Raw genomic sequence first — 23,282 nt, forward strand, 5'->3', positions numbered from 1 at the left:
CGACAGTCCTTCAACTTTAACATATTGCTTCTTTGTATGCAATGATTATATAGGTCTGAGCCTGGCGCGTCTGCCAGGCTTTTTCTATTTCATAACCCCGCTTCTCCCTCTAGGTCAGCTTGCCAAGACAACCTCATTCATCAATCAAAAAAGCATTGGGTCCTGTGAACGGACCCAATGCTTTTATAGATAACTATCTTCTGATTACTTAATAATTACGTATTCCAGGTTAACCAGTTTTGCATAAGTAACAATCTGGTCTGTGGTTAGATTCAAGGAAACCACGGTATGGTGGCCGCCGCCGTTCTCAATCCATGCCTTAACCCCGTCCTGGAAGTTCGGCTTCACGTTCCATAGTACACGGGCTACTGGAAGATTGGGAGCAGGAACTGTTGGTTCAAATGCAGTAACTTCATTGATCAGCAGTTTGTAATGAGTGCCAAAGTCAGCCATGGACACAACCACGCCGTCTCCTGCCTTGCCGTCAAACACCAGACGGGCCGGATCTTCACGATCGCCAATACCGAGCGGAGACACGAGGACTTTGGGCTTATTGCTTGCCAGCGTCGGGTCAACCTCAAGCATATGGGATTGAAGGATTGATTCCTGACCTGCTGCCATTTCATAGGTGTAATCTTCCATGAAACCAGTGTTTTGGTTGTGGCTCATTACTTTCAGCAGACGATCAAGGGCAGCGGTCTTCCAGTCCCCTTCACCGGCAAATCCGTATCCTTGTGCCATCAGACGCTGAACGGCCAGACCCGGAAGCTGTTTCATACCGTAGAGGTCTTCGAAGTTCGTCGTGAAGGCCGTGTAGCCGCCATGATCCAGGAAGCGCTTGAGGGCAATTTCATAGCTTGCCTGCACTTTTACACTGGCTTCCCAAGCTTCCTTGCTGTAAGTACCATAGTCAAATTCATAAGCTTTGGAATACTCCGCGAACAAAGCATCAATTTCTTCTTCCTTCACAGCATTCACGTACCCAACAAGGTCGCCAATTCCGAAGTAGTCCACGGTCCAGCCAAATTGAATTTGAGCTTCGACCTTATCGCCTTCAGTAACGCCAACGTTACGCATGTTATCGCCAAAGCGGGCAACTTTGATATTGAAGCTTTCATTGTAGGCAACCGCTACGTCCATCCACTCTGCAATTTGCTTCTGAACTTCCGCGCGTCCCCAGTATCCTACCACTACTTTATTCTGTTTTTTCAGACGGGCGTTGATAAATCCATATTCACGGTCACCATGTGCTGCCTGGTTGAGGTTCATGAAGTCCATGTCAATGGTTGCCCAAGGAATACTTTCATTGTACTGTGTAGCCAGATGAAGCAGCGGCTTCTGCAGCATTTTAGTACCACGGATCCACATTTTTGCAGGTGAGAAGGTATGCATCCAGGTGATGACACCGGCAACCTCGTCACGATAGTTGACTTCTTTCATGAGGGCAGTGATTTTGTCTGCAGTGACTGCCAGATCCTGCAATACAAGCGGATAAGGCAGAACGCCGCTCTTATTCAAGGCATCGGTCATTACTTGTGCATTTGCTTTAACTTCTGCTAACGCTTCTTCACCATACAGATGTTGTGAACCTACGACAAACCAGAATTCTTTTGCACCTACTGTTGACATCATTCATCCTCTTTTCATAAATTATTAGTTGGTATTACTTCTGCCCGTAGTAGGCATCTTTCCCGTGTTTGCGTAAGTAATGCTTATCCAGAATGCGCTGTGGCAATTCTTCAGCAAAACTGTTCAATTGCCGTGCGAATAAATTCATTTTCGAAACCTCTTCGAGCACGACACTGTTCATGACTGCGGATTTGGCATCTTTGCCCCAGGTGAACGGAGCATGACCCTTAAGCAGGACACCAGGCACTGCTAAAATATCAAGCCCGCGCTGCTCAAACGTCTCGATGATGACACGGCCGGTTTCCGCTTCATAACCACGGTCAATCTCCTCTTGCGTTAAGAAACGGGCACAAGGTACAGAACCATAGAAGGTATCTGCATGAGTAGTCCCCATAACAGGTACATCCAGACCCGCTTGAGCCCAAATGGTCGCCCAAGTCGAATGGGTATGCACAATACCGCCGATCTCTGCGTAATGCTTATACAGTACGGCATGAGTTGGTGTATCTGAAGAAGGTCTCATCTCTCCTTCAACCACATTGCCGTCAAAGTCAACAACTACCATATCGCTGGGTTTCATCGTGTCATAGCTAACACCACTAGGCTTAATAACGAATAAGCGGCTCTCCCGATCAACAGCGCTTACGTTCCCCCAGGTGTATTTTACAAGCCCATGTTTAGGCAAATCCAGATTCGCTTGAAATACTTCTTCTTTCAGTTGCTCTAACACGTCAACCCCTCCAGTTTTCCACTAGATTATCTACAGCAGCCTGCTCAATCGCCAGACCTTGAGTGTAGCGCTCCATAAATGCTTCAAATCCCTTAACGTCGGAGCCGTCAGGATAAATCTCCTGTCCTTCGGTATCTTTAAATACTTTCTGGTCGAGGAAGTCTTCCAGGCTTTCTTGCTGATCCTTGTTAATCATGTAAGAAGCCAGAATAGCCATTCCCCATGCTCCGCCTTCTCCGGCTGTAGCCATCACGGATACCGGGACATTTAAGGCAGCTGCAACAATTTTTTGTCCGACGATAGGGGTTTTAAATAAACCGCCGTGTGCCAGAATGCTGTCAATTTCGACATTTTCCTTCTTTGTCAGAATATCCATCCCGATTTTCAATGCACCAAAAGCAGTGAACAGATGAGTGCGCATGAAATTAGCCAGATTGAAACGGCTCTCAGGGGAGCGTACAAACAATGGCCGGCCTTTTTCCATTCCGGTGATATTCTCGCCTGAGAAGTAACCATAGCTAAGCAATCCGCCGCCATCCGGGTCTGCTTCCAGAGCCTTATTGAACATCACACCGAATAAATGATTCGTGTCCGCCTTCTGTCCCATGGCCTCGTAGAATTCACGGAACAAGCCCAGCCAGGCGTTGATATCACTTGAACAGTTGTTGGCATGAACCATTCCGACCGGATTGCCGCCCGGTGTTGTCACCAGATCAATTTCCGGGTATACCGCCGTAAGCTCCTTCTCTAATACAAGCATAGCAAAAACCGAAGTTCCCACGGAGACGTTGCCTGTCCGTTTTCTCACACTATTCGTAGCAACCATGCCTGTTCCCGCATCACCTTCCGGAGGACAGAGCGAAATACCTGGCTGCAGATTTTCGGATTTATCTAGGATTTTGGCTCCCGCTGCGGTTAATGCACCTGCCTGCTGACCTGAAATATGGACCTCCGGAAGGATATCTTTCAGCTTCCATGAGTAGCCTTTGGCCGCAATGAGTTCATCAAACTGCTTAACCATGGATTCGTTATAATCATGTGTAGTTTCATCTATCGGGAACATGCCCGAAGCGTCTCCGACACCAATAGCCTTATTTCCAGTCAGCAGCCAGTGAATGTATCCGGAGAGCGTCGTAATAAAATTAATACGAGGAACATGTTCTTCTTCGTTCAATATCGCTTGATACAGGTGAGCAATACTCCAGCGCTCAGGAATGTTGAATTGAAATTTATCAGTTAACTCTTTTGCTGCAGCACCGGTTGTCGCATTCCGCCAAGTCCGGAACGGAACTAGCAGCTTACCCGCGCTGTCAAAAGCCATATACCCGTGCATCATTCCAGAGAATCCTATAGAACCCACTGTTCGAATGGTGATTCCATATTTCCGTTCAACCTCTTGCTTCATTCCACTATAAGCCTCTTGCAGACCTGCGATAATACTCTCTAAGTTGTACGTCCAATACCCGTCTAACAGAAGGTTCTCCCACTCATAACTTCCAGATGCGATTGTTTCAAAACGATGATCAATCAGCACTGCCTTGATACGTGTGGATCCAAATTCGATCCCAAGTGAAGTTTCTCCCTTGAGTATCGCTTGTTTGATGTCTTGATCCATGCACACGTTACTCCTCTCTGAACAACTGTTTTAACCGCCATAATAGAAAGAAGGCGCTTTCCCTTATTTACAGTTTCAGTATATTTTTTGTTCGTACATTTGTCAACAGACATTCATAGTTATACTTACAAATATCGCGAATATCAAGGGATTTTCATCATATTTCAGCTGAAGTATTAGTACATGTAAGACGATAGTATCTAATCAGCTTATAATTATGCTAAAATATGTACATACAAATATTACGGATGGACAAATTGGTATTAGAACAACCAGGAAAGAAGGAGTACAGTGAAACCAAAGTATCAGGTTATTCTTGAGGATATCAAAAGCAATATTCTTTCAGGAACATACAGCATAGGAAACCAGATTCCAACGGAATCTGCCTTGCAGGATATGTATAATGTTAGTCGGCAGACCGTTCGAAAAGCTATTCTGGAACTATCCAATGAGGGTTTCTTAAGAAGTGAAAAAGGCTCGGGGACTTATGTCAGCAACCAATTCCGGTCAAAAACCGGTGGGAATCCAAATAATAAAACAATCGGAGTCATCACGACCTACATCTCTGATTACATCTTCCCTTCTATTATTCGCGGGATTGAATCCAGATTAAATGAAGATAATTATTCATTACTATTAGCCAGTACCAATAATGATGTCGAGCAGGAAAAGAAAGCTCTGGAGATGATGCTGTCCTTTGGTGTGGATGGTCTTATTATTGAACCTACGAAGAGCAATTTATACAATCCCAATATCGCTTACTACCTGTCGTTCAAGGAACAGGATGTTCCATTCATCATGATTAATGCTTATTATGAAGAACTCGAAGTCCCATTCTTTTGTCTCGATGACGTACAGTCCAGCTATCTGGCCACCAAAGAGTTGATCTCTAACGGACATACACAAATTGGGATCATTGCCAAAATGGATGATTTACAAGGAAAGTATCGGATGAAGGGCTATATCAAAGCTCTCGGAGAAGCCAAACTACGCTTTCACCCAGAGCAGGTACTTTCATTTTATACAGAAACCAAGCAGGACCTGTCCACCAACTTGAAGACATTCCTAACCGAAAATCGAGGCGGATTAACAGCAATTGTCTGCTATAACGACGAGGTAGGCCTGGAAGTCGTACATGTGTGCAGACAACTTGATATATCTGTTCCCGAGGACTTATCTATTATAGGTCAGGATAATTCCTATATTGCCAAAAATGCGAACATCAAACTGACGACATTGACTCACCCGCAGGAACAAATGGGACGTGATGCCGCCGATTGGGTGATTAAGAAACTGCAAGGGAAGAAGGATTTAAGAAACAGCACCTATTATCAGCCTGTGTTAATTGAAGGGGAGACGGTAAGGAAGAGATAGGCGAAACCCTTGTGGATCAAGGATTTCGCCTATGGAGCAAGTTGGATTCTTAAGTTCCTATTTCCGGACACCGCGCTGCCATACTTCGCGAATCGATAACGTATCCGAGATATTTACTGTTGGGTCCCCGTCAACCAAGACCAGGTCTGCCCTCGCCCCCGCAACGATATGCCCGCGATCATTCAGGCCGAAACGGCGGGCTGTTTTCGAGGTAGCTGACTGAAGTGCTTCTACAGGCGTGAATCCTGCCTCCACCAATAGCTGCATCTCGTGGTGCACACTGACTCCATGGGCAAGTCCGCCCAGCGATGGAACGGGTACGGATACATCCGTACCCACCAGGATGTCTACGCCTGCATGATGAAGGTCCATTACATTCCGGTAGTTGTCTTCCATGCTGCCTTGCGGGTAAGTATTGAAGCTGGCATTCAGAGTATCGATCCATTCCGGACTGAGCTTGGAGCTCACACGCGGATCCTTCGCCAATTCCGATGCGGGGTGACCGATAATCGAGGAGTTCAGGACAAGACATGGTGTAACGAACGCGCCAGCCTCAGCAATCAATTTCACCAGATCTGGAGTAGTTTCAGGGCGGTCAATGAATAAGTGAGCCAGTCCCTCAACCCCAACCTCTATAGCTTGCCGGGCAGATTCGGCAGTCAATACATGGGCAATCGCAATCTTGTGATGACGATGCGCTTCCTCTACAGCCGTTCTCAGAATATCCTGGCTTAAAACAGGCAGTCCGGGCGCAGCCAATACCGTGCCTTCCTCAATCATAATCTTGATATAGTCGGCTCCCGCACTAACTTGTTCGCCCACGAATGCCAGCGCTTCGTCCCGGCTGGTTACCGTAGGCGCCTCCCCATGATCATGCGAGTGGGCAGCCAGCATAGCGTTACGGTCTTCTTCGCTCATCTTCTCCAATTCCTTCAGCACAAAATCCGGAATTTCTCCATCCCCCGGCATGAGCTCATCGGGATGTCCCCCAGGAGGTGTGACCGCCATCCCGGCAGATCGTACGTCTGCAATATCATCGAGCCCTTTTAGTTGTGTCTCGCGGCCGCTTTTGGTGAACCCGCCCATCATCTCCAATTCAGTTGTAACTCCGAATTTCAATGCGTCGCGCAAGCCCTCTACGGAAGTGTGAACGTGCGCATCAATCAGACCCGGCAGCAAAGTCGCTCCTTCTGCATCGATAATGACGGCATGCTCTGGTATTTCCCCGCCCACCGATAGAATCTGTCCGCCTTCAATCAGGACCGTCGTGGCTCGGATCACTTTCTCGCCATCAAATATACGCGCGTTGGTGATTGCAGTAATCATCGTATTACCCTCCTATTATGGAATATGGTTTATTGATGTTTGAAATATAACACTTAGAATACTAACTGTCAACTTTATAATTAATTGAAGTCTAAGTTTAATGGTCTATCTGACAATCCGCGTAATCGTAAAAATAAAAAAAAGACCCTCTCTCTAGAAGAAAGGGATCTCTTACGGCGGTCTGTCTCCATACATTTATCCTCAGGCTTGCTCCCAATTCCTCCGATACAAGCGGGAAGGACGGTGTCCCCCATTTTCCGTGTAGTGATCGGTTTCGGACACGAGATTAGCCACCTTACGCCGGAAGGCAGCCTTCAGCAGTTCCTTGTCCAAAATCACCTCATACACCTGCTGCAATTCCGTCAGGGTAAACAGCTTCGGCATCAGGTGCAGGGCAATATCGGTGTCATTTGTTTGGTTTCGCAGTCGTTCGATAGCGCAAGCAATGATTTTCCCATGATCAAAAGCCAATCCGTCATTCGACATGATAGAGTAAACGACTGACTTAGAGGTGGGCTTTGCCGTTACGGTCCGGTTGACAACCGCCGTCAGCTCTTCTCCTTCGGCACTAAGCTTAAGCTCATAGGTCAAGGTTTTGACGTATCCTTCGTCCAGCAATTCCTTTTGCTCCCGCAGCAGCCGGTAGCTCGCCTTGAACCAGGCAGCATCTTCGGCATCGTCACCCGCTTTTAACTGAAACCGGCTGCTATCGATTAAAGCCATATAGCTGCAGCTCATCACCCAGGTGCGGGGATCACGCCCGACATCGGTAAAAGTATGGAGCTGTTCCAAGTATACGTCATCAACGCCGGTTTCCTCGCTCAGTTCCCGCGCGGCAGCCTGATCGGCGTTCTCGTCCGGCCGGATGAAACCGCCGGGCAGTGCCCATTTCCCCAAGAAGGGATGCCCTCCCCGGCGAATGAGCAGGATACGCAGCTCTTTTTCCGGAAGCTTGCGGTAGTTGTCCGCCTCCGTATTCGTCACCGTGAAAATGACCATATCCGCCGCCATCGAAGGCCGCTCGAAATCCCCTGCCCGATACTGCTCCAAAAATTCACGCTCTGTAAGTCCATCACGATCCACCAATTCCAACGTCTCCGCCTCCCTGGTTCTTTTCTTTTAGTTTTGCAGTTCTCCGAAATAATTGCAATAAGGCTCAAACTTCGCTAACACTTCGTCTACCTTACGCATACGTTCCTCCAGCGTTCCTCTTAACGTAACAAAGGGAATCCGCCGCTCCTTCAAATCCGCTAGGATTTGCTTATGAAAAACATGGCGCTTCTGATCGCCGCTGCGATCCCACGTGTCGTCGTAAGGAATATCGTCGTCGCACAGGAAAAACAAATCATACCGCTGCGCGTTCTCCAGAGCGATCCGGGTCAGAAGCTCCGGAGCCCGTCCGTGGTAATCCAAGGCATACATATAAGTGGTAATCGCATTCGTATCGACAAAGAGATACCGGTCTGCTTCCAGCAACGCCTGCTCTTCCCGCTTCATATGGCCCACGGCGATTTCATCAAAGGCACTGAGGCCGATCCGGCGGTCCACCTGATGCTCAGTCCAATAATCCCGTCCGTACTCACTGGCAAAGGTTGTCTGGTACCGCCGGGCTAATGCTTCGGTGAGGGTTGACTTACCGGTTGACATCGCTCCCACAAAAACCACTTTCGTGATTAAATCCCGGTACACGATATCACTTACATAATCCCGGTATTTATGAGGATCGGAACGGATCATTGTAGCCGATACCGGTACATGCTGGCGAGCTTCATCCACCCGCCGGTCCGCTGCACCTAATGCGATGCTCATATGCCCGCCATAGAACTCGCTCGAATAAAAGTGGGTCACTTGCTCGCCCTGAAGCAGCCCCAGAATATACAGCTCTTCCCGGATCTCATGCTCCCTGTCGTCCGAGTACCCATCCGGGCCATCCCAGGCTTCGATTACCCGAACCAGCGGATAGAGCTTACGGATCCAGCCCGCCCGGATATGCAACGGAATCGGCGTAACCATCGTCTCGTAAATGACCACGATCAATTCATCTACCTCCTGCAGCGCCGTCTCGATCATGTACTGGTGTCCTTTATGCAGCGGAGCGAACTTCCCGAGCGTTAATCCAAGAGTCTTCATGCGAGTGCCTCCTTAGCCCCTTTATTCCAGTTATAATAGCCGTATGCCGCGTTAATCAGGTAGGCGCTCCACATGACGACCATTAGCAGGCCCTCACTGCTGCCTTCCAGCGTCCGGATCACCCATAGCAGCACCGTGAACATATTCAGCACAATATAGACCAGCCATTGTTCCTTGAATCTTCTTACCATCAAAACCGTGGCCACTATGGATAACACTGTCGTTATGGCATCGATGTAAGGCGAGTTCTGCCCCGAAATGAACGATAAACTGAACCCCAGCAGCAGGGAACCCGCAATACAGACCGCCAAAGCGAGGAACATCCCTTTAAGCTCCATCTGGCGCATAGACAGCTTACCACTCTGAAAATTCTTCTTCCACATGTAGAAGCCGGCGACATTCATCGGAACAAAGAACATCAAATTCAGCATCACCTCGCCAAATAATCCGTTGACATAAGCCAAATAGGCGTAGCCGAAGGTATTATACATGCCAAAAACATAACTCATTAGCTTCCCCTTCGCCGTAAGCACCACACATAGCACTCCGGTGATAAAGACCGTGAATCCGAGAAAAGAATCCTTGGAAAGAAACGTAAAACTGACAGCAATTAAAGTAAACAACACCAGCCAGACCACTTCGAACAACTTCCATCCGCCCACGGCCCTTTTCATATTGCATCCCCCTCCGCTTCCCTGTTTATTCTTGCTGAAAATAACTTAATCCAAACACTTAGTAACAATTTGATATTTTCTATTTGTTACTATCAACATAACAGAGAATCCGGCATTATTCAAGTCAAATCCCCCTTCAGCGCAGAACAAAACGGCCTCAGGCCCATGAAACCAGACCAAGGCCGCTTAAACAGGCGGGTGAATATGTAAAACTAAGGCAGCATTCATCCCAAGTTATAAAGGGTCTGCACTGGCTGTGACGGCAAGTATTCGTACAATGGATGCGGGTGCTGAACCATGGATGAATCCACCTTTCCTTCTATCGCATACCGGATTCACTGACAATCAATGTCAGCGTAGTTCAATCCGGACCGTCTTCATAATATTTTGCAACTCCATATGCCATTTCCCGGATCCGGCTCTTCAGCTCCAGCGGTTCCCGAATGCGAATGGCTGTGCCGAACGTCATCAGATACATCGGAAGGTACTTGTTCATCGTCGGAACGTCGAGTAGAAACCGTGCCTCCCGATCGGTCCGTTCCGTTAAATAGTGACGCAGATGCCAGTGGCCGCAAACCGCGTTCAACGTGTCAGGCTCTCCTTCGATGCGGATAACTGTCAGCGGTCCATCCGCCTCTCGTCTCCGCTCGGTTTGGTCCCGGAAATAGACGGACGCAGAGAAACGCTCCGGCTTTTCGAACCGTTCTTCGGTCGGCTCCAGCCGTGCAATGCGGTCCACACGGAATGTCCGCACTGCCTGCGACCGATGGCAGAACGCGACAGCGTACCATTCGTTTCGGTTGTACGCCAATCCGTACGGATCGATGTCACGTACGCTCGCCAGCTCCTCATTTACTTTTCTATAGGTGATGTGGACCGTTCGCCCGTCCTTGGCCGCCTGCTCCAGGTCCTTAAGCAACAGAACGGCGGAAGGCGGACGCACCGGAGAGATTACATCCAAGCCGCTCGTCTGAAGGGACAGATCGTGGCGTTGCTCCTCGTGTAGTCCGTTCTCCACCTTCTTCAATGCGCTTTCCAGCTCCTCTGTATAGGGATAGCCCGCGCCTTGCGCAAATTTAAATGCGTCCATAAGTGCCTTCAGTTCCACAGAGTTGAAGAACAATGGCGTCTCCTTGAAATTTCCCAAAATGCGAATACCGCCTTCATGACCTGACTCCGCAACAACTGGCACACCGCTGGCGCATAATGCGTCTATATACCGGTACACGGTGCGGACGCTGATCTCCAAATTGTCCGCGATCTGCGCAGCGGTGAGCTTCCTTCCAGATCGTAGCATCCACAGCATGGACAGCATGTTGTCCCATTTCGCCACCGGGAGCCCCCCTTTCCTCGAGTACATGAAACTGATTTGAGTATGGTGTAATTCTACTACGATTCCATTCTTGGAGTTATGTCACATCCAACCTCACACCCAATGTTGTATACTAATTTTTTTGCATCCGCTGTGGGATCTAATATGGGCCTCTGAAAGTTGAAAATGTCTCATAATGGGTATTCTTACTAAGGGATGATACTTTGAACACACAATTTTGTTACCACCAAGGGAGGAAGTATCAGCATGGCTGATTTTAACAAACAAAGAATCGTGGAGAGTGTTCCGCAACGGGGATTTTTTGGACATCCCAAAGGGTTGTTTACTCTGTTCTTCACAGAGTTTTGGGAGCGCTTTTCCTACTATGGAATGAAAGCTATCCTTGTTTATTATATGTATTACGAACTGAGTCAAGGCGGACTCGGCATGGAGGAGAGCACCGCTCTCGCCATTATGTCAATTTATGGTTCGCTTGTCTATATGTCCGGGATTATTGGCGGATGGTTAGCGGATCGGGTATTCGGAGCGTCGAAGGCTGTATTCTACGGCGGTATCTTAATCATGCTGGGGCATATCACCTTGGCCATCCCGGGAAGTGTTTCATTATTTTTTGTTTCCATGGTTTTAATCGTACTGGGTACGGGCTTGCTGAAGCCTAATGTATCCAGTATTGTAGGTCAACTGTACAGCGAGGATGATGGGCGCCGGGATGCAGGATTCAGTATTTTCTACATGGGCATCAATCTGGGGGCATTCATCGCTCCGCTAATTGTAGGAACCATCGGGATGGATTACAATTTCCACCTGGGCTTCAGTATTGCAGCCGTCGGGATGTTTCTGGGATTAATCATGTTTACCTCTACCAAGAAAAAAAACCTCGGTCTTGCAGGCACTCTGGTTGCAAGTCCGTTATCAAGTGCGGAACGCAAAAAAGTGTCCCTTTTATTCGGTACCGGGGCAGTACTTCTCGCTGTTATCGTTGCGGTTACGATTCCATTAGGTCTGTTAACGTTTAAATCATTTATAGTGATTATAGGGATTCTGGGGATTCTGATTCCAACCCTATATTTCATTGTCATGTTCCGTAGTCCAAGAACAACCAGCGTGGAACGCTCAAGACTCATTGCTTATATTCCGCTGTTTATTGCAGCGATTATGTTCTGGGCTATTCAAGAGCAAGGGTCAACCATCCTTGCCAGTTATGCAGATAAACGTACAGAGCTCCATTTTGCCGGACTGCATATTTCGCCAGCCTGGTTTCAGTCTTTAAATCCTTTGTTTGTTATCACGTTAGCCCCCCTGTTCGCCTGGTTATGGGTGAAGCTTGGAAAACGGCAGCCCACGATACCGAAGAAATTCGCCTTGGGTCTATTGTTTGCAGGATTGTCCTTCCTTGTGATCCTCTTGCCGGCTTACTTTGGGGGTGAGAATTCCCTGGTTAATCCTTTATGGCTCGTGCTTAGCTATTTCATCGTTGTGGTGGGGGAACTATGCTTGTCTCCTGTAGGATTATCGGCAACGACCAAACTAGCACCCTCCGCCTTCTCCGCTCAGACCATGAGCTTATGGTTCTTATCCAATGCGGCTGCCCAAGCGATTAATGCTCAGATTGTGAGATTTTATTCGCCTGAGACTGAGATGGTATACTTTGGTGTCATTGGAGGAGCGGCAATCCTCCTCAGTATTCTGCTCTACTCGTTCTCCTCGAAAATTCAGGGGTATATGAAAGGGATACAGTAAAAGCACATGTCCAGATTAGTGAGGAGCACCCGTTTACTGTGGTGCTCCTCTTCTATTATTTATTGTTGACCGCCTGATACAATTTTCCAGGCGACTTAGCATCTTTTAAGTTAACATTCCTAAAAAATCACCTTTACAATTGTTTTCTCATTAGGTTTTGAAGAAAAAGATAACTCTGCATGATGCTTCTTAGCAATCTGCGCACACAATGTTAGTCCCAGTCCGGTTCCCCCTTCTTTTCTGCTTCTTGCCCTATCTACTCTATAAAATGCTTCTGTCACCAAAAGGAGCTGCGCCTCTGTCATTCCCTTTCCGTTATCTTCTATTTCAATAATTTTTTTCTCTTTTTCAAAATAAGCTCTCATCGTAATTTTACCGTTTCTGCTACATGCCTTTATTGCATTGTCTACTAAGTTCACAACCATACTTTCTATTAAATCTTCATTTCCTTTTATTTCTTTCAACTCATTGTAATATACTAATTCTATTCCTTTTTCTTTGAGCTTAATATTTTCGGTTTGATGAATTTTTTTAAACAACTGTTCTATGTCAATTGATACCATTTCTATTTCTTTTTCTTCCCGTATGATTACCAGTTCCAATAAACTTTCGGAAATATTTTTTAACCTTTTACTCTCTGATAAAATATAATTGGTTGCAGCATACTTATCTTCCTCACTTAAATGCGTCTTCTGCATATATTCAGCATATCCGTAGATTGCAGTTAATGGAGTTCTTAATTCATGTGCCAAATCATCTATCAATCTCTGCTTTTCTATCGCATGGTTCTCAAGCTCTTCCATCTGATATTGAATTTTATCCGCCATCATATTAAAACTTTGTACAACCTCTGCAATTTCTTCGCCACCCCTTATTTCTAGCTTTTCTTTGTATTCACCATTGGCAATCTTATTTGAAATACATGAAATTCTTTCTAGTGGTTTAAAAAGATATTCTAATAAAATAAACAAGCATATACTTAAAACTCCTGAAAATATTATACCTGCAATAAATAAGGAGTTATTCATCTTTTCCCACTCGTTTACTGTATCTGTTATATCTGCATAATAGACTAATGCATATTGGCTATACGGCTCTGGTAAGTACCCACATACCTGTATGTATTTCCTTCCATCTAGTGTTACAACAGTTATCTCCGTTATATCTTTTTCTTCATTTATTTCCTTATCACTTAATGTTGCTTCCATAGGCAAACTGGAATATCTTCTCACTTTATCTTTATAAATCTGTAAATAAATTTTTTGAACTTCATATTGCATATTATAAGAATCATAAGAACGGGCAATAGCAGCGTCTATTTCATAACCTTTATTCTTCATAGCCATTATGTCTTTAGTCATACCATTCACTAAAAAAGCATACTCTCTTAAATAACTCTCCTTAATACCTGTAAGGTTATGTTTTGTATTAACAATACTAAATATCATAATCCCAACATTAATAAACAACAGGAATAATACCAAAGTCCATATGTAGGTTTTATTTTTCATACTACACCTCTAACCGGTACCCTAGTTTATACACCGTTACAATCCTTTTCTCCAATCCCAACTTTTTTCTAAGCTTCTGAATATGAACATCTACCGTTCTTGATTCTCCTATGTATTCATATCCCCAGACTAACTCTAAAAGCTTCTCTCTTGATAAAGCAATATTTCGATTCCTTATGAGTACCTCCAATAGCTCAAATTCCTTAGGTGTATATTCAACTGCTTCATCCTTCAAAAAAAGCTTTCTACTCTGAAATTCAACCCTAACATTATCTATTACAAATGTATCTTCTTCCTTCTTGGTTCGTCTTAATATAGCTTCTACTCTTGCAAAAAGTTCTAACATTTCAAAGGGTTTTGTCAGATAATCATCTGCTCCCATGACAAGCCCCTTTACCCGATCCTCTACGCTTCTTTTGGCCGTTAAAAGAATAGTAGGAATCCCGTTTACTTGTTCCAATACCTCAAACCCATCCATTTCAGGCAGCATAATATCTAATACAATTAAATCAAAACTTTTATTTTTTATCATTTCTACGGCTGTCTCACCATCCATAGCCAAATAACAGGTATGCCCTACCAAACTTAAGTTTCTCCTTATTAATTCATTAATTCCCTCTTCATCTTCTACTACCAGAATATCTGCCATGCTTTCACCCCATCATATTAAACAACTACTATCCTTTTACACTTGAAATCTGTACATAGATGTACTATTCTATGTGGAAATGTATAAATTTTTCACTTATTATCTCATATTAAAACTTCAATATTAATGATATTTCTTTTTTTTACAACTCTGAAACAACTTTATAATAGTACCCATGTATTCTCTTGTTATTTTTATTTTGTATTAAAAAACAATAACAAGGAGGACAATAAAATGTCTCGAAAATCATCAGATCCAAGAAATTTCGTAAAAAACGGTTTTAAAAGCATTAAAATCATTACCTTTATAGGTGTCTCTTCCCTGCTGCTCACACAAGTTGCAGTAGCTGGTGAACTAAAAACTGTAGACAAGGTTCCTACTGCTTACAATGTCTCTAAGCTTTCCTACTTAGTGGATAGACAAATTCCTGCTGGCTATGTAAAGGCTAATTATAAGACTATCTACGCCCCCTACACTCAAAGTAAAACACCTAGTCCTAAAGATTTATCTTTAGAAGAAGCTGCTGAAATAGCTGCTCAGGAGATATTTAAATTTTCTGACGTAAAACTTGATAATCAAACGCTTCAAATGTCCTATTCCCCTCAAGCTGGTCAATCTAGTTCTACGTGGTGGGCTCAGGTAAGCATTACACCCTCCTATAGTTTTTTAGTTGAGATGGATGGAGGTACAGGTGAACTAATTCGCAGCAAATACACTGGTGGTCCTAATATATACAAAGAGTTTGATATGGATACACCTTCAGCCGATAAACTCATATCTGAACGACTCGATGCTGGTACTAAACAATTTACTCTTGATGGCTCGTATGCAAAAGTAGAAAATCTTATCACCAAAAAAGGCTATTTAGCTGAACCTATTAAATCTATAACCTATCAGTGGATATCTTCTGATGCATTCGGAGTAATTTCACATACCTTTGATGTCACAACTGCTTCTAATAAACTCTATCGTATTGCACTCTCTCAAGATCTTACTCAACTGAGAGACTATAGTGTTTTAAAGACGGAAAATAAATAATTTTACAACTCCAAATGGGAACTTGGTGAGGACACTCCGCGAACGGACCGTTGTTTAAGGGGGAAATGGATCTACCGTCTTTAAAGAACCGCAAAAAAGAAACCTTTCTTTTGGTAAATGGAAGTGCGACCAACCATTTCAAAAGGAGAGGTTTCTTTGTACATTCAATATTAGGTACTGCACTGGACGATTCGAATGACGGCTGGATCCACCAAAGCGATTCGATACACCAGACGTACTTGATTGCCCTCAAAAGCGAGCCCGGCGGTAGCCGCCGCACACTACGGTAGCCTTCAGTGAAAGCGACCACTGCATCCTTGCAGAATCCGCGCTCGCTGAGCGTGCCGGAAAGGACAGCCCGCCCGAGGTCCAGAGCTGGAAACGAGTGGCGTGCCCGGTCGAAGTCAACGATGGCTGCCAGAGCGTCTCCTTCGAAAAGCAGGTTGTCTGCCCACAGATCAAGGTGGGCCCAGCCTGCAGTCAGAGGCGTAAAGTCATCATCTCCAAGTGAATCAGCAATCTCCTTCTGTAGTTGCAATGCATTCCGGACACGCTCAGACGAGTCACGAGCCGCATCCCAACTTACCTCCCAGGTGCGCTCCATCTCCTCGCGAGACAACCGCCAAACCGGTTCCTCCGGCGGCATTGCTGCTCCGAACCCCAATGCCGCCGCGGAATCCCAGACGGTATGCATATCCGCGGCAGCCCGTCCGAGTGCGTGCATCCTATGCTCACCGACCATGCCAGCAGGTACCATAGCGCCTGGACAGCACGTCATGACGGTCATGTACCTTCCGCACGGCAGGATGTGTATGCAGCCCCCTTCCAGTGTCAGCGGCTCAGGACACGGTCCACCCGACTGATAAAAAAGAAGCTGCAGTTGCAGTGCATTTTCAATCTTGCCCCGAAATTCCGGATCACCCATCTTAAACCGCTCAGGGTGATAGCTTTTGGCGAACAGCCACCCCTTGTTCGTCTCGACAATCCACTTCTCGTTCAATAGCCCACGCCTAACACGCTCGGCGGACAACATCTCAGCCGAAAAATGCTTTTTCAGCCAGACCGCGATTTCGTTGACTATTTGGTCCTCATTCATCAACAGCATTTAAAACCAACCTTTCCAAATCCCTCCGCCCCGAACAGCGAAACTGCGTAGAGAACGTAGCAGAGTTATGAAGTTTCTTGGCAATCTGTTATGATGTCGAACTCTCCAGATGACATTCTACTTCTCCTGCTCCTTAATCACCTGCTCAATCCCGAGCAGAATCAGCTTCAGGCCGAACTCAAACGCCCCGTCGGTCCCCATTATCTCGAACAGCCCGTTCGTGAACATTCTCCGGAACAGTCCTGCATCCGCCTCGCCCATGGAATCCATGAGCCGAATCAGCTCCTCACCCGGAGGCGCTCCCTGGTCTTTAAGGATCGCGGCGACATTGCGCTCATGCTGATAATTGTCTAGAACGAAGTAGAAGACATAGTTCACAAGCGTAGTAACCACCTGCATTTTCTGCGCTTGGTCAAGCGGTGTCGATTCCACGCAGAGCAGCATACGGTTGGTGAACCGGATGATGTCCGGTTCGTGGGGCAGCGTCATCATCATGAGTTGCGTAGAGCAGGGATATCGGCTAAGCACATTCCTTACGGTTACCGCAAGCCCTGTCAGTTGCTCCTTCCAATCCCCCTCGGATTGGAACTCCTCCAGGATCACCTTCGATACCTGATTGGCCAGGCGCTGGTAAAGATTCTGTTTGCTCTTAAAGTACCAATACAGGGAGGGAGCCTGAATTCCCAGCCTGTCGGCCAGTCGTCTCATGCTAAATTTCTCGATGTCCTCCTCCCCAAGAAGCTCCCACGAGACTTCCAGAATCCTGTCCTCCGAAATTTGAGGCTGCTTCTTTTTCATCATTATCCGCCCTTTTATCTAACAGTGTAAGTTTATGCTTTACAGGTCTATAGGTTCATGATATCATCTAACACTGTAAGGTTCAATCTAACACCGTTAGACTGTGAAAATAAAAGAAAGTGGTGATTCAACATGGATTCAGAAAACCTCTATTACTTTGAGAAAGCACCGGTTGCAAAGGCCGTAGCTCACTTCGCCGTACCGATGATGTTAGGCACATCAATGAATGTCATATACTCCCTCTTGAATGCCTACTTCCTTGGTACACTCCATAATACTGCTATGTTAACGGCTCTCGCGCTAATTTTACCGTTATTTGCAATCATTATGGCGCTGGGCAATTTGATTGGCATAGGCAGCGGTACCTACATCTCCCGTATGCTAGGGGAGAAAAAGTATGATGACGTAAAGCATGTGTCTTCATTCGCTTTTTACAGCAGCTTAGTTCTCGGTCTTATCGTGATGGCTGTGGGCCTCCCGCTCATCAATCACATCGTTCATGGCCTGGGGGCAACACCTGACTCCTTCGGATTCACGAAGGACTATGTCACTATTATGCTTATAGGTTCACCATTCGTTGTATTATTCTTCACGCTGGAGAATATCGTGCGTTCGGAGGGTGCAGCCATCACATCGATGACCGGGATGATTATAAGTGTTGTTGTAAATATCATTCTCGATGCGCTCGTCATTTTCGTGTTCCATTGGGACGTGATCGGTGTTGCGTCAGCTACGGTCATCTCCAACATGGTTGCGAGTGTATACTTTGCCCTCTATATGAGAAATAAAAGCCGATTTTTAACGATCTCCGTAAAATGGTTTAAGGCTACCAAAGATATTCTGGGCAATGTATTCAAAATCGGGGTTCCCGTCTTTATTATGAGCATCTTTTTGGGGGCAATGTCGCTGATCTTCAACCATTTTCTTGTCGAATACGGGGATGCAGCCATAGCGGCTTACGGAATTTCATCACGTTTATTGCAGTTTCCTGAGTTTATTCTGATGGGCTTATGCGAGGGGGTCGTGCCGCTCATTGCCTTCTCTTTTACAGCGGATAAATTGCGCATGAAGAATACCATTGGATTTACGATCAAAGCAATTGTGGGGTTAGCAGCCGTATTCGGTATCATCGTCTATTTCGTTTCCGACCATTTAATTGGGCTATTTACAAATGACCCGCATTTAATTGAAATGGGCAGCTACATTCTGCATGTGACGTTCTTATCCTTGTTCATTACAGGAATGACCACTTTGTTTACCGGGGTCTTCCAGGCTACAGCGCAGGGAACGGCCGCATTTATTATGTCAATCATTCAAGGCGTTACGCTGATTCCTGTGCTATATATCGCCAATGAAATGAACGGCTTTCACGGGGTGGTCTGGTCGCTTGTCATTTCGGATGCCGCCGCATTCCTTGTCGGTGCCTTCATGCTGTATATTCTGCGGAACAAATTACAGCCGGAATTAGATCATTTGGTACAGTAGAAATCATCTCACAGGCAGATCAGCCAATCCTGGAGTTCTGCGACCTCTTTATAAAAAAGAAGGTGCAAAAAGCCGGTTCATCACCGGATACTTTTTGCACCTTCGCCTTTTTGTCTAAATCAAAGCATTGAAATGCCCCTCTGCGTTGACCGTCGCCGTCCGTGGATCGGTCAGCACGATGCCCTTGAGGCCTCCCATTCGTTCCGTTTGCCAGACCGGGAGATGGTCCTGAAGCGGAGGAGCCGGTACAAAATGGACCGAAGTGCTGCTTCCGCTTTTCTGTACCAGTTGGGCCTCCAGCAGTCGAATTTGCCGCTGCAGCTGCTCCCGGCGATAAGGCGTCTGCATCTCTCCGCCCTGTGCTTCATTCACCTTGTCCAGTTCCATCAGCAATCGGTTCCGCTGTTTCTCCATGGAACTGACATCGCTTTGTGTGTCACCGTAAGCTGCAATGGCCCGTACCGGGCTGATGCCTGACACTGTCTGTGCCGCCATGATCTCCCCCCCATTTCCGTGGCTCTCAATCCAAATTCAGCCAATTCGAAAGTTCTAATTATGTCTATTACCCAGCAGCCCCCGCCATGACAACATTTCATCCCCATATCAAACAATAATCGTCGCATAGTCCCAGTCTCCGCTTGTTTCGACCATACCTAAGACCCACCGGGGACAGTAAAGTCCTTCAAGGTAAATCATTATTCCCTCGAAAAATTTGCCGTACCTTGACATACAACATATAACAGTTTACTTTATGGGTAAAATGCTGGATTCTATATGACCCTTTAGCCGTTTCTTTGAAAAATCACTGCGCTACCATGGGCATCCGCCCCCTGGCGATTAACGAATGAAGACAGAATCTACTTGAAGGCAGGAGGTAAATCGGTGAACCAGGCTGTAGAAGCTTTTCTAAATGATATATGGAAGGAAATCACTTCGATTTATGCTAAGGAACATCAAAGGATAGACGGAATAAAGAACTTCAGTTCCTTGCAGGCAGGAATCAGGGATTATCTTCGCGTGGCGTGGAGAAGAAGCCATTCTTACGTGGAGCAGGACAACATCCATATCGATATTGACGAGCCGCTCTCCTGGAGCGACAGCTCCTATACAATGGCAGCTGGCCCTTACATGGCGGAGTTAACTGATGAACAGCTATCCCAGGAGTTTTTCCCCGCTTTATGCGGGCTTGTCGATAACCTGTTTCGCTCTGACGATCTCGGACCCCACTTTTTTGATTACCAGTTTGAAGTAGTGTTTGAATTGGAGGGGGAGCATTCCGAATTAAGGATTTGCCGCCGCCTGTTGAACGAACACAAGCTGGCAGGGCTTCAAAAGTCGCTGGGGAATTTCATCCAGACCAAAGTTCACTCAGATCTGCCCGTGCTGCCCAAGTCAGATGATATGTTCTTCTTCGCTTATCATCTCATTAATCCCGACCTCATGAGACAGCAGGAGGAGGTGATTGAACCGTTGATACGGCGTCTATCCGATAAGCTCCAGCAAAACCAAAAGCGCAAACAGGAATGGATCGGTTACTATACCTCGGCCTTCGATCATTGGGCTCAGGATCATTTTCTTCCACAGTATTTTGTTCGTCCCAATGATTATGGATACGATTGGAGGCTAAAGGAAGCGTCTATTCGTCCCGTTGCAGATACCGGGGAAACGGATTTCTTCTTATATACCGCCTTGCAGATCGGGATCACCAAACCGGATATCCGCCAGAAGTACCTTGAACTCGCAGGACAGCTGGGTTCTAAGCAGGCTCTGCAGTATCTGAAAGCCGGCAGCGGTAAATTCAGGAGTACGTATCGGGGGGAGCGGGTCGAAGGCAGCAACAATGACGTAACGCAGACGATCGAAATCCGGATCCTTTCTGAAGAGGAGCTGGCCTACGGGGAAGCGTTAGAATACATGATCAACCTGTTTCGGCAAGGATTCCCTAAAGGCTACCAGCTGAAACTGAAGTCTGTCCAAAAGCATTTTCTGCCGATACGCAGTCTGGCAAAGTCCAAGCTGCATCAGTTTTTTGCCAATGCGCTCAGCTACCCGGCCCTTTTCCCTAAACTTGCCGAATATGCGGATACGGTTATGGAAGAGTTTGCGTGGTACCGGGATGTAGAACCAGGCGAAAAATCGGTCATGCCGGGCACCTATGCCGTGTTAGGACTCGGATTATACAGTGAATCGTATTTCCCGTTAGTCTGCCGCTATATGGATCTGGTGGATACGGAGCATCAGATGGCGCAGGACAGCTATGCAAAAGTATTTATTGCTGCTCATGGCGTGAAGACTGAGCATATGCCAGTAATTGTATCCATTCTCCTGGGTGGTAATGAGGAAGCGAGACCGGTTCAAAACATAACCATCGACCATCCCGAGCTAGCCGAAGCTCTTGTTCAAGTGCTGAAGAACAAAAAGAATCATGAGCGAGAGTTGGTTCTGTGCCGAATCTTCGGCAGCGTAGACAAGCTTGAGAAGGCCGTCCGGCAAGCACACCCTCCGCTTATGGAAGGATTGAAACAATTGTTGTCTCTATTAGGATAAGGTAAGCCGCTCCTTATGGAAGCAGCGATTCTCCAATAACGGGAGAATCGCTGCTTTGCGTTTTAGTGGGACACCCCCTACTCGCTCCTAATCCATAAAATGGACCTCAATGATCTGTGTCTTAATATTCTATTTCTTTGCGGTCTGCGCCCCTGTCAGTTTATTAGCAACAGCTTGAGTTTGTGTTTGAATAGCAGCGGTTGCTTTGTCTAATGTTTTCTTCCCGTTTACTACCTTTGTCAGTTCTTTACCTAGAACGGACCGGAAATCTAATTCAAAATTTGGTGACTTGTTCATAAGAACATAACCTGCTATAGATGAATCCAGATTTGGTTTTAATTTATAGAACGCATCCAGCTTGTAACCAGAGTACTCCTTAATCGTGCGCGATAGGGGGGCACTGATGGATGGGAGTTTATAGTATTCGTTAGCGTAGTCATCTCCATTGAAATATTGGATGAAATCCCAAGCGGCATCCACGTGGGATGCGTCTGCCGGAATCGCAAATATCTCAGTGATAAAAACGTTTCCGGTTGACTTTCGATCCTTAGAATCCGCAGGGCCGGCTGCAATACCAAGCGTAAAAGGTTTATAATTCTTCACACCACTTTTTGCTGCCTGCAAGGACTGCAACTGACTAATAGAGGCTACTATCATAGCTGATCGTCCCATATTGAATGAGCTGCTTTCCAAGTAACTTTTGCCGGACAGACTGACCTTTTCGTCAAGGACCCCCGACTTCGTGGCCTCGCTTGCTATACGATAGGCGTTTTTCCACGCCGTTGTATTCGCAGTAGCCTTTAGAGTAGTTGGATCAATGTACGTTAACCCTTCTGTTCTAGCGATATCCATAACCAAATTACTGGATCCAAAGGAGCTTAGGCCCCAAATCCGGGAGTTCTTATCTCCCTTAGTAGGGAATTTCTTGGCAAGATTCAAGATCTCTTCCCACGTCATTCCGTCACTTGGTGCTTTAACATTGTACTTTTTAAATAAATCAGCATTATACAGAAGAGCGTACGAATCGGCTTTTGGACTTAACCCGTAAAGCGTGCCGCCGCCTTGTTTCTTCAGCTCATCCAGCAAGCCAGGGTATAACGTTGTCGTGTCATATTTATCCCGCTGAATTAACGTTTCTAAATCTACCAGCTTTTTATCGTTAGACATTTGTTTGTACTGGTATGGGGGCAGCATGACCAGATCCGGTGAATACTTTTGGATAGCTGCGTTGTAATCCGTAATCGCACTCATTCCTCCAGGCGCAACGACTTCGATGTTTGTATTCGGGTACTTCTTACGAAACAAATCCCCATACGTCCTGTTGAAATCGTCCGAATTCCAGTACAGTACTTTTAAAGTATTTCCTGTATCTGCCTGGCTGCCGGAACTTGCGGAAACTTGGTCACCTGTGCTAATCCCCGTTGAAATACCGATGAACATCACACTGAGACTAACAAGCATGAACTTCTGTACTACATTGTGCTTCAAAAATAAAACCTCCACTCATTTGTTGTTCAAACGATTATTCGCTTGTATTGAACCAAGTATAGAAGAGGAAGCTTAACAGCTTGCTACCGAAATTCTTATCATTTTCTTAA

Annotated in this window: 19 protein-coding genes; 5 read left to right on the plus strand and 14 right to left on the minus strand. The window is 46.1% G+C overall.

What is annotated here, in order from left to right; translation table 11 throughout:
- Positions 1 to 204: 204 nt before the first annotated feature.
- Genes araA through ACTJKB_RS13470 form a run of 3 tightly spaced genes read right to left on the minus strand, consistent with a single transcriptional unit; the run spans position 205 to position 3,974 of the window.
- Complete coding sequence (araA, locus tag ACTJKB_RS13460; protein ID WP_074088267.1) at positions 205 to 1,629, minus strand: L-arabinose isomerase; 1,425 nt, start codon at positions 1,627 to 1,629, stop codon at positions 205 to 207.
- Between the two features lie 34 nt (positions 1,630 to 1,663).
- Complete coding sequence (locus ACTJKB_RS13465; RefSeq protein WP_440834581.1) at positions 1,664 to 2,359, minus strand: L-ribulose-5-phosphate 4-epimerase; 696 nt, start codon at positions 2,357 to 2,359, stop codon at positions 1,664 to 1,666.
- A gap of 1 nt (position 2,360) precedes the next feature.
- Positions 2,361 to 3,974, minus strand: coding sequence for a xylulokinase (locus ACTJKB_RS13470; protein ID WP_440834582.1), 1,614 nt, complete (start codon positions 3,972 to 3,974; stop codon positions 2,361 to 2,363).
- Between the two features lie 291 nt (positions 3,975 to 4,265).
- Between ACTJKB_RS13470 and ACTJKB_RS13475 the strand changes: the two genes are divergently transcribed.
- Complete coding sequence (locus tag ACTJKB_RS13475) at positions 4,266 to 5,348, plus strand: GntR family transcriptional regulator (protein WP_440834583.1); 1,083 nt, start codon at positions 4,266 to 4,268, stop codon at positions 5,346 to 5,348.
- Between the two features lie 57 nt (positions 5,349 to 5,405).
- Here the strand turns inward: ACTJKB_RS13475 and ACTJKB_RS13480 are convergent, their stop codons facing one another.
- From ACTJKB_RS13480 to ACTJKB_RS13500, 5 genes are all read right to left on the minus strand, one after another.
- A complete protein-coding gene (locus ACTJKB_RS13480; protein ID WP_440834584.1) occupies positions 5,406 to 6,674 on the minus strand; it encodes an amidohydrolase family protein in 1,269 nt (422 codons plus the stop codon).
- 201 nt (positions 6,675 to 6,875) lie between these two features.
- Positions 6,876 to 7,766, minus strand: coding sequence for an NUDIX hydrolase (locus tag ACTJKB_RS13485; protein WP_440834585.1), 891 nt, complete (start codon positions 7,764 to 7,766; stop codon positions 6,876 to 6,878).
- 27 nt (positions 7,767 to 7,793) lie between these two features.
- Positions 7,794 to 8,804 carry an AAA family ATPase gene (locus ACTJKB_RS13490; protein WP_440834586.1) on the minus strand — a complete coding sequence of 337 codons (1,011 nt, stop codon included), beginning with the start codon at positions 8,802 to 8,804 and terminating at the stop codon, positions 7,794 to 7,796.
- Positions 8,801 to 9,478, minus strand: coding sequence for a nicotinamide riboside transporter PnuC (gene pnuC / locus ACTJKB_RS13495; RefSeq protein ID WP_440834588.1), 678 nt, complete (start codon positions 9,476 to 9,478; stop codon positions 8,801 to 8,803). The genes ACTJKB_RS13490 and pnuC overlap by 4 nt, the downstream gene beginning before the upstream one ends.
- A gap of 361 nt (positions 9,479 to 9,839) precedes the next feature.
- Positions 9,840 to 10,811, minus strand: a complete 972-nt coding sequence (locus tag ACTJKB_RS13500) for a helix-turn-helix transcriptional regulator (protein ID WP_440834590.1) — start codon at positions 10,809 to 10,811, stop codon at positions 9,840 to 9,842.
- A 246-nt stretch (positions 10,812 to 11,057) separates the two neighbouring features.
- On the opposite strand from ACTJKB_RS13500, the gene ACTJKB_RS13505 reads away from it, so the two are divergent.
- A complete protein-coding gene (locus ACTJKB_RS13505; RefSeq protein WP_440834591.1) occupies positions 11,058 to 12,551 on the plus strand; it encodes a peptide MFS transporter in 1,494 nt (497 codons plus the stop codon).
- A gap of 119 nt (positions 12,552 to 12,670) precedes the next feature.
- On the opposite strand, the gene ACTJKB_RS13510 is transcribed toward ACTJKB_RS13505, so the two are convergent.
- Positions 12,671 to 14,062: an ATP-binding protein gene (locus ACTJKB_RS13510; protein WP_440834593.1), complete on the minus strand. Its 1,392-nt coding sequence runs from the start codon at positions 14,060 to 14,062 to the stop codon at positions 12,671 to 12,673.
- 1 nt (position 14,063) lies between these two features.
- Entirely contained in the window at positions 14,064 to 14,711 is a 648-nt protein-coding gene (locus tag ACTJKB_RS13515; RefSeq protein WP_440834594.1) for a response regulator transcription factor, read from the minus strand.
- 234 nt (positions 14,712 to 14,945) lie between these two features.
- Here ACTJKB_RS13515 and ACTJKB_RS13520 point away from each other — a divergent pair, with 234 nt between their 5' ends.
- The gene (locus tag ACTJKB_RS13520) at positions 14,946 to 15,749 is read left to right on the plus strand and encodes a hypothetical protein (RefSeq protein ID WP_440834596.1); all 804 of its coding nucleotides are present in this window, start codon (positions 14,946 to 14,948) and stop codon (positions 15,747 to 15,749) included.
- Here the strand turns inward: ACTJKB_RS13520 and ACTJKB_RS13525 are convergent.
- Both ACTJKB_RS13525 and ACTJKB_RS13530 read right to left on the minus strand, forming a co-directional pair.
- Complete coding sequence (locus tag ACTJKB_RS13525; protein ID WP_440834597.1) at positions 15,703 to 16,845, minus strand: phosphotransferase; 1,143 nt, start codon at positions 16,843 to 16,845, stop codon at positions 15,703 to 15,705. The two genes, ACTJKB_RS13520 and ACTJKB_RS13525, sit on opposite strands and share 47 nt — an antisense overlap.
- Positions 16,846 to 16,971: 126 nt before the next feature.
- Positions 16,972 to 17,652 (minus strand): TetR/AcrR family transcriptional regulator, encoded by a 681-nt coding sequence (locus ACTJKB_RS13530; protein WP_440834598.1) that lies wholly within the window; start codon positions 17,650 to 17,652, stop codon positions 16,972 to 16,974.
- A gap of 132 nt (positions 17,653 to 17,784) precedes the next feature.
- Here ACTJKB_RS13530 and ACTJKB_RS13535 point away from each other — a divergent pair, with 132 nt between their 5' ends.
- Positions 17,785 to 19,137 carry an MATE family efflux transporter gene (locus ACTJKB_RS13535; protein WP_440834600.1) on the plus strand — a complete coding sequence of 451 codons (1,353 nt, stop codon included), beginning with the start codon at positions 17,785 to 17,787 and terminating at the stop codon, positions 19,135 to 19,137.
- A gap of 114 nt (positions 19,138 to 19,251) precedes the next feature.
- Here ACTJKB_RS13535 and ACTJKB_RS13540 read toward each other — a convergent pair whose 3' ends face one another.
- A complete protein-coding gene (locus ACTJKB_RS13540) occupies positions 19,252 to 19,632 on the minus strand; it encodes a hypothetical protein (RefSeq protein WP_440834601.1) in 381 nt (126 codons plus the stop codon).
- Positions 19,633 to 20,019: 387 nt separating this feature from the next.
- On the opposite strand from ACTJKB_RS13540, the gene ACTJKB_RS13545 reads away from it, so the two are divergent.
- On the plus strand, positions 20,020 to 21,684 hold the full coding sequence (locus tag ACTJKB_RS13545) for a DUF6138 family protein (protein WP_440834602.1): 1,665 nt from the start codon (positions 20,020 to 20,022) through the stop codon (positions 21,682 to 21,684).
- A gap of 129 nt (positions 21,685 to 21,813) precedes the next feature.
- On the opposite strand, the gene ACTJKB_RS13550 is transcribed toward ACTJKB_RS13545, so the two are convergent.
- On the minus strand, positions 21,814 to 23,172 hold the full coding sequence (locus tag ACTJKB_RS13550) for an ABC transporter substrate-binding protein (RefSeq protein ID WP_440834603.1): 1,359 nt from the start codon (positions 23,170 to 23,172) through the stop codon (positions 21,814 to 21,816).
- Positions 23,173 to 23,282: the final 110 nt, after the last annotated feature.

The sequence above is a fragment of the Paenibacillus sp. 22594 genome (assembly GCF_052044425.1).
GTDB lineage: Bacteria > Bacillota > Bacilli > Paenibacillales > Paenibacillaceae > Paenibacillus_AQ.

Coding starts and splice junctions, on each gene's coding strand:
- ACTJKB_RS13510 (WP_440834593.1), bottom strand. CDS start 14,062: ATGAAAAATAAAACCTACATATGGACTTTGGTATTATTCCTGTTGTTT.
- ACTJKB_RS13525 (WP_440834597.1), bottom strand. CDS start 16,845: ATGAATGAGGACCAAATAGTCAACGAAATCGCGGTCTGGCTGAAAAAG.
- ACTJKB_RS13520 (WP_440834596.1), top strand. CDS start 14,946: ATGTCTCGAAAATCATCAGATCCAAGAAATTTCGTAAAAAACGGTTTT.
- ACTJKB_RS13480 (WP_440834584.1), bottom strand. CDS start 6,674: ATGATTACTGCAATCACCAACGCGCGTATATTTGATGGCGAGAAAGTG.
- ACTJKB_RS13490 (WP_440834586.1), bottom strand. CDS start 8,804: ATGAAGACTCTTGGATTAACGCTCGGGAAGTTCGCTCCGCTGCATAAA.
- ACTJKB_RS13505 (WP_440834591.1), top strand. CDS start 11,058: ATGGCTGATTTTAACAAACAAAGAATCGTGGAGAGTGTTCCGCAACGG.
- ACTJKB_RS13540 (WP_440834601.1), bottom strand. CDS start 19,632: ATGGCGGCACAGACAGTGTCAGGCATCAGCCCGGTACGGGCCATTGCA.
- ACTJKB_RS13470 (WP_440834582.1), bottom strand. CDS start 3,974: ATGGATCAAGACATCAAACAAGCGATACTCAAGGGAGAAACTTCACTT.
- ACTJKB_RS13515 (WP_440834594.1), bottom strand. CDS start 14,711: ATGGCAGATATTCTGGTAGTAGAAGATGAAGAGGGAATTAATGAATTA.
- araA (WP_074088267.1), bottom strand. CDS start 1,629: ATGTCAACAGTAGGTGCAAAAGAATTCTGGTTTGTCGTAGGTTCACAA.
- ACTJKB_RS13530 (WP_440834598.1), bottom strand. CDS start 17,652: ATGAAAAAGAAGCAGCCTCAAATTTCGGAGGACAGGATTCTGGAAGTC.
- pnuC (WP_440834588.1), bottom strand. CDS start 9,478: ATGAAAAGGGCCGTGGGCGGATGGAAGTTGTTCGAAGTGGTCTGGCTG.
- ACTJKB_RS13535 (WP_440834600.1), top strand. CDS start 17,785: ATGGATTCAGAAAACCTCTATTACTTTGAGAAAGCACCGGTTGCAAAG.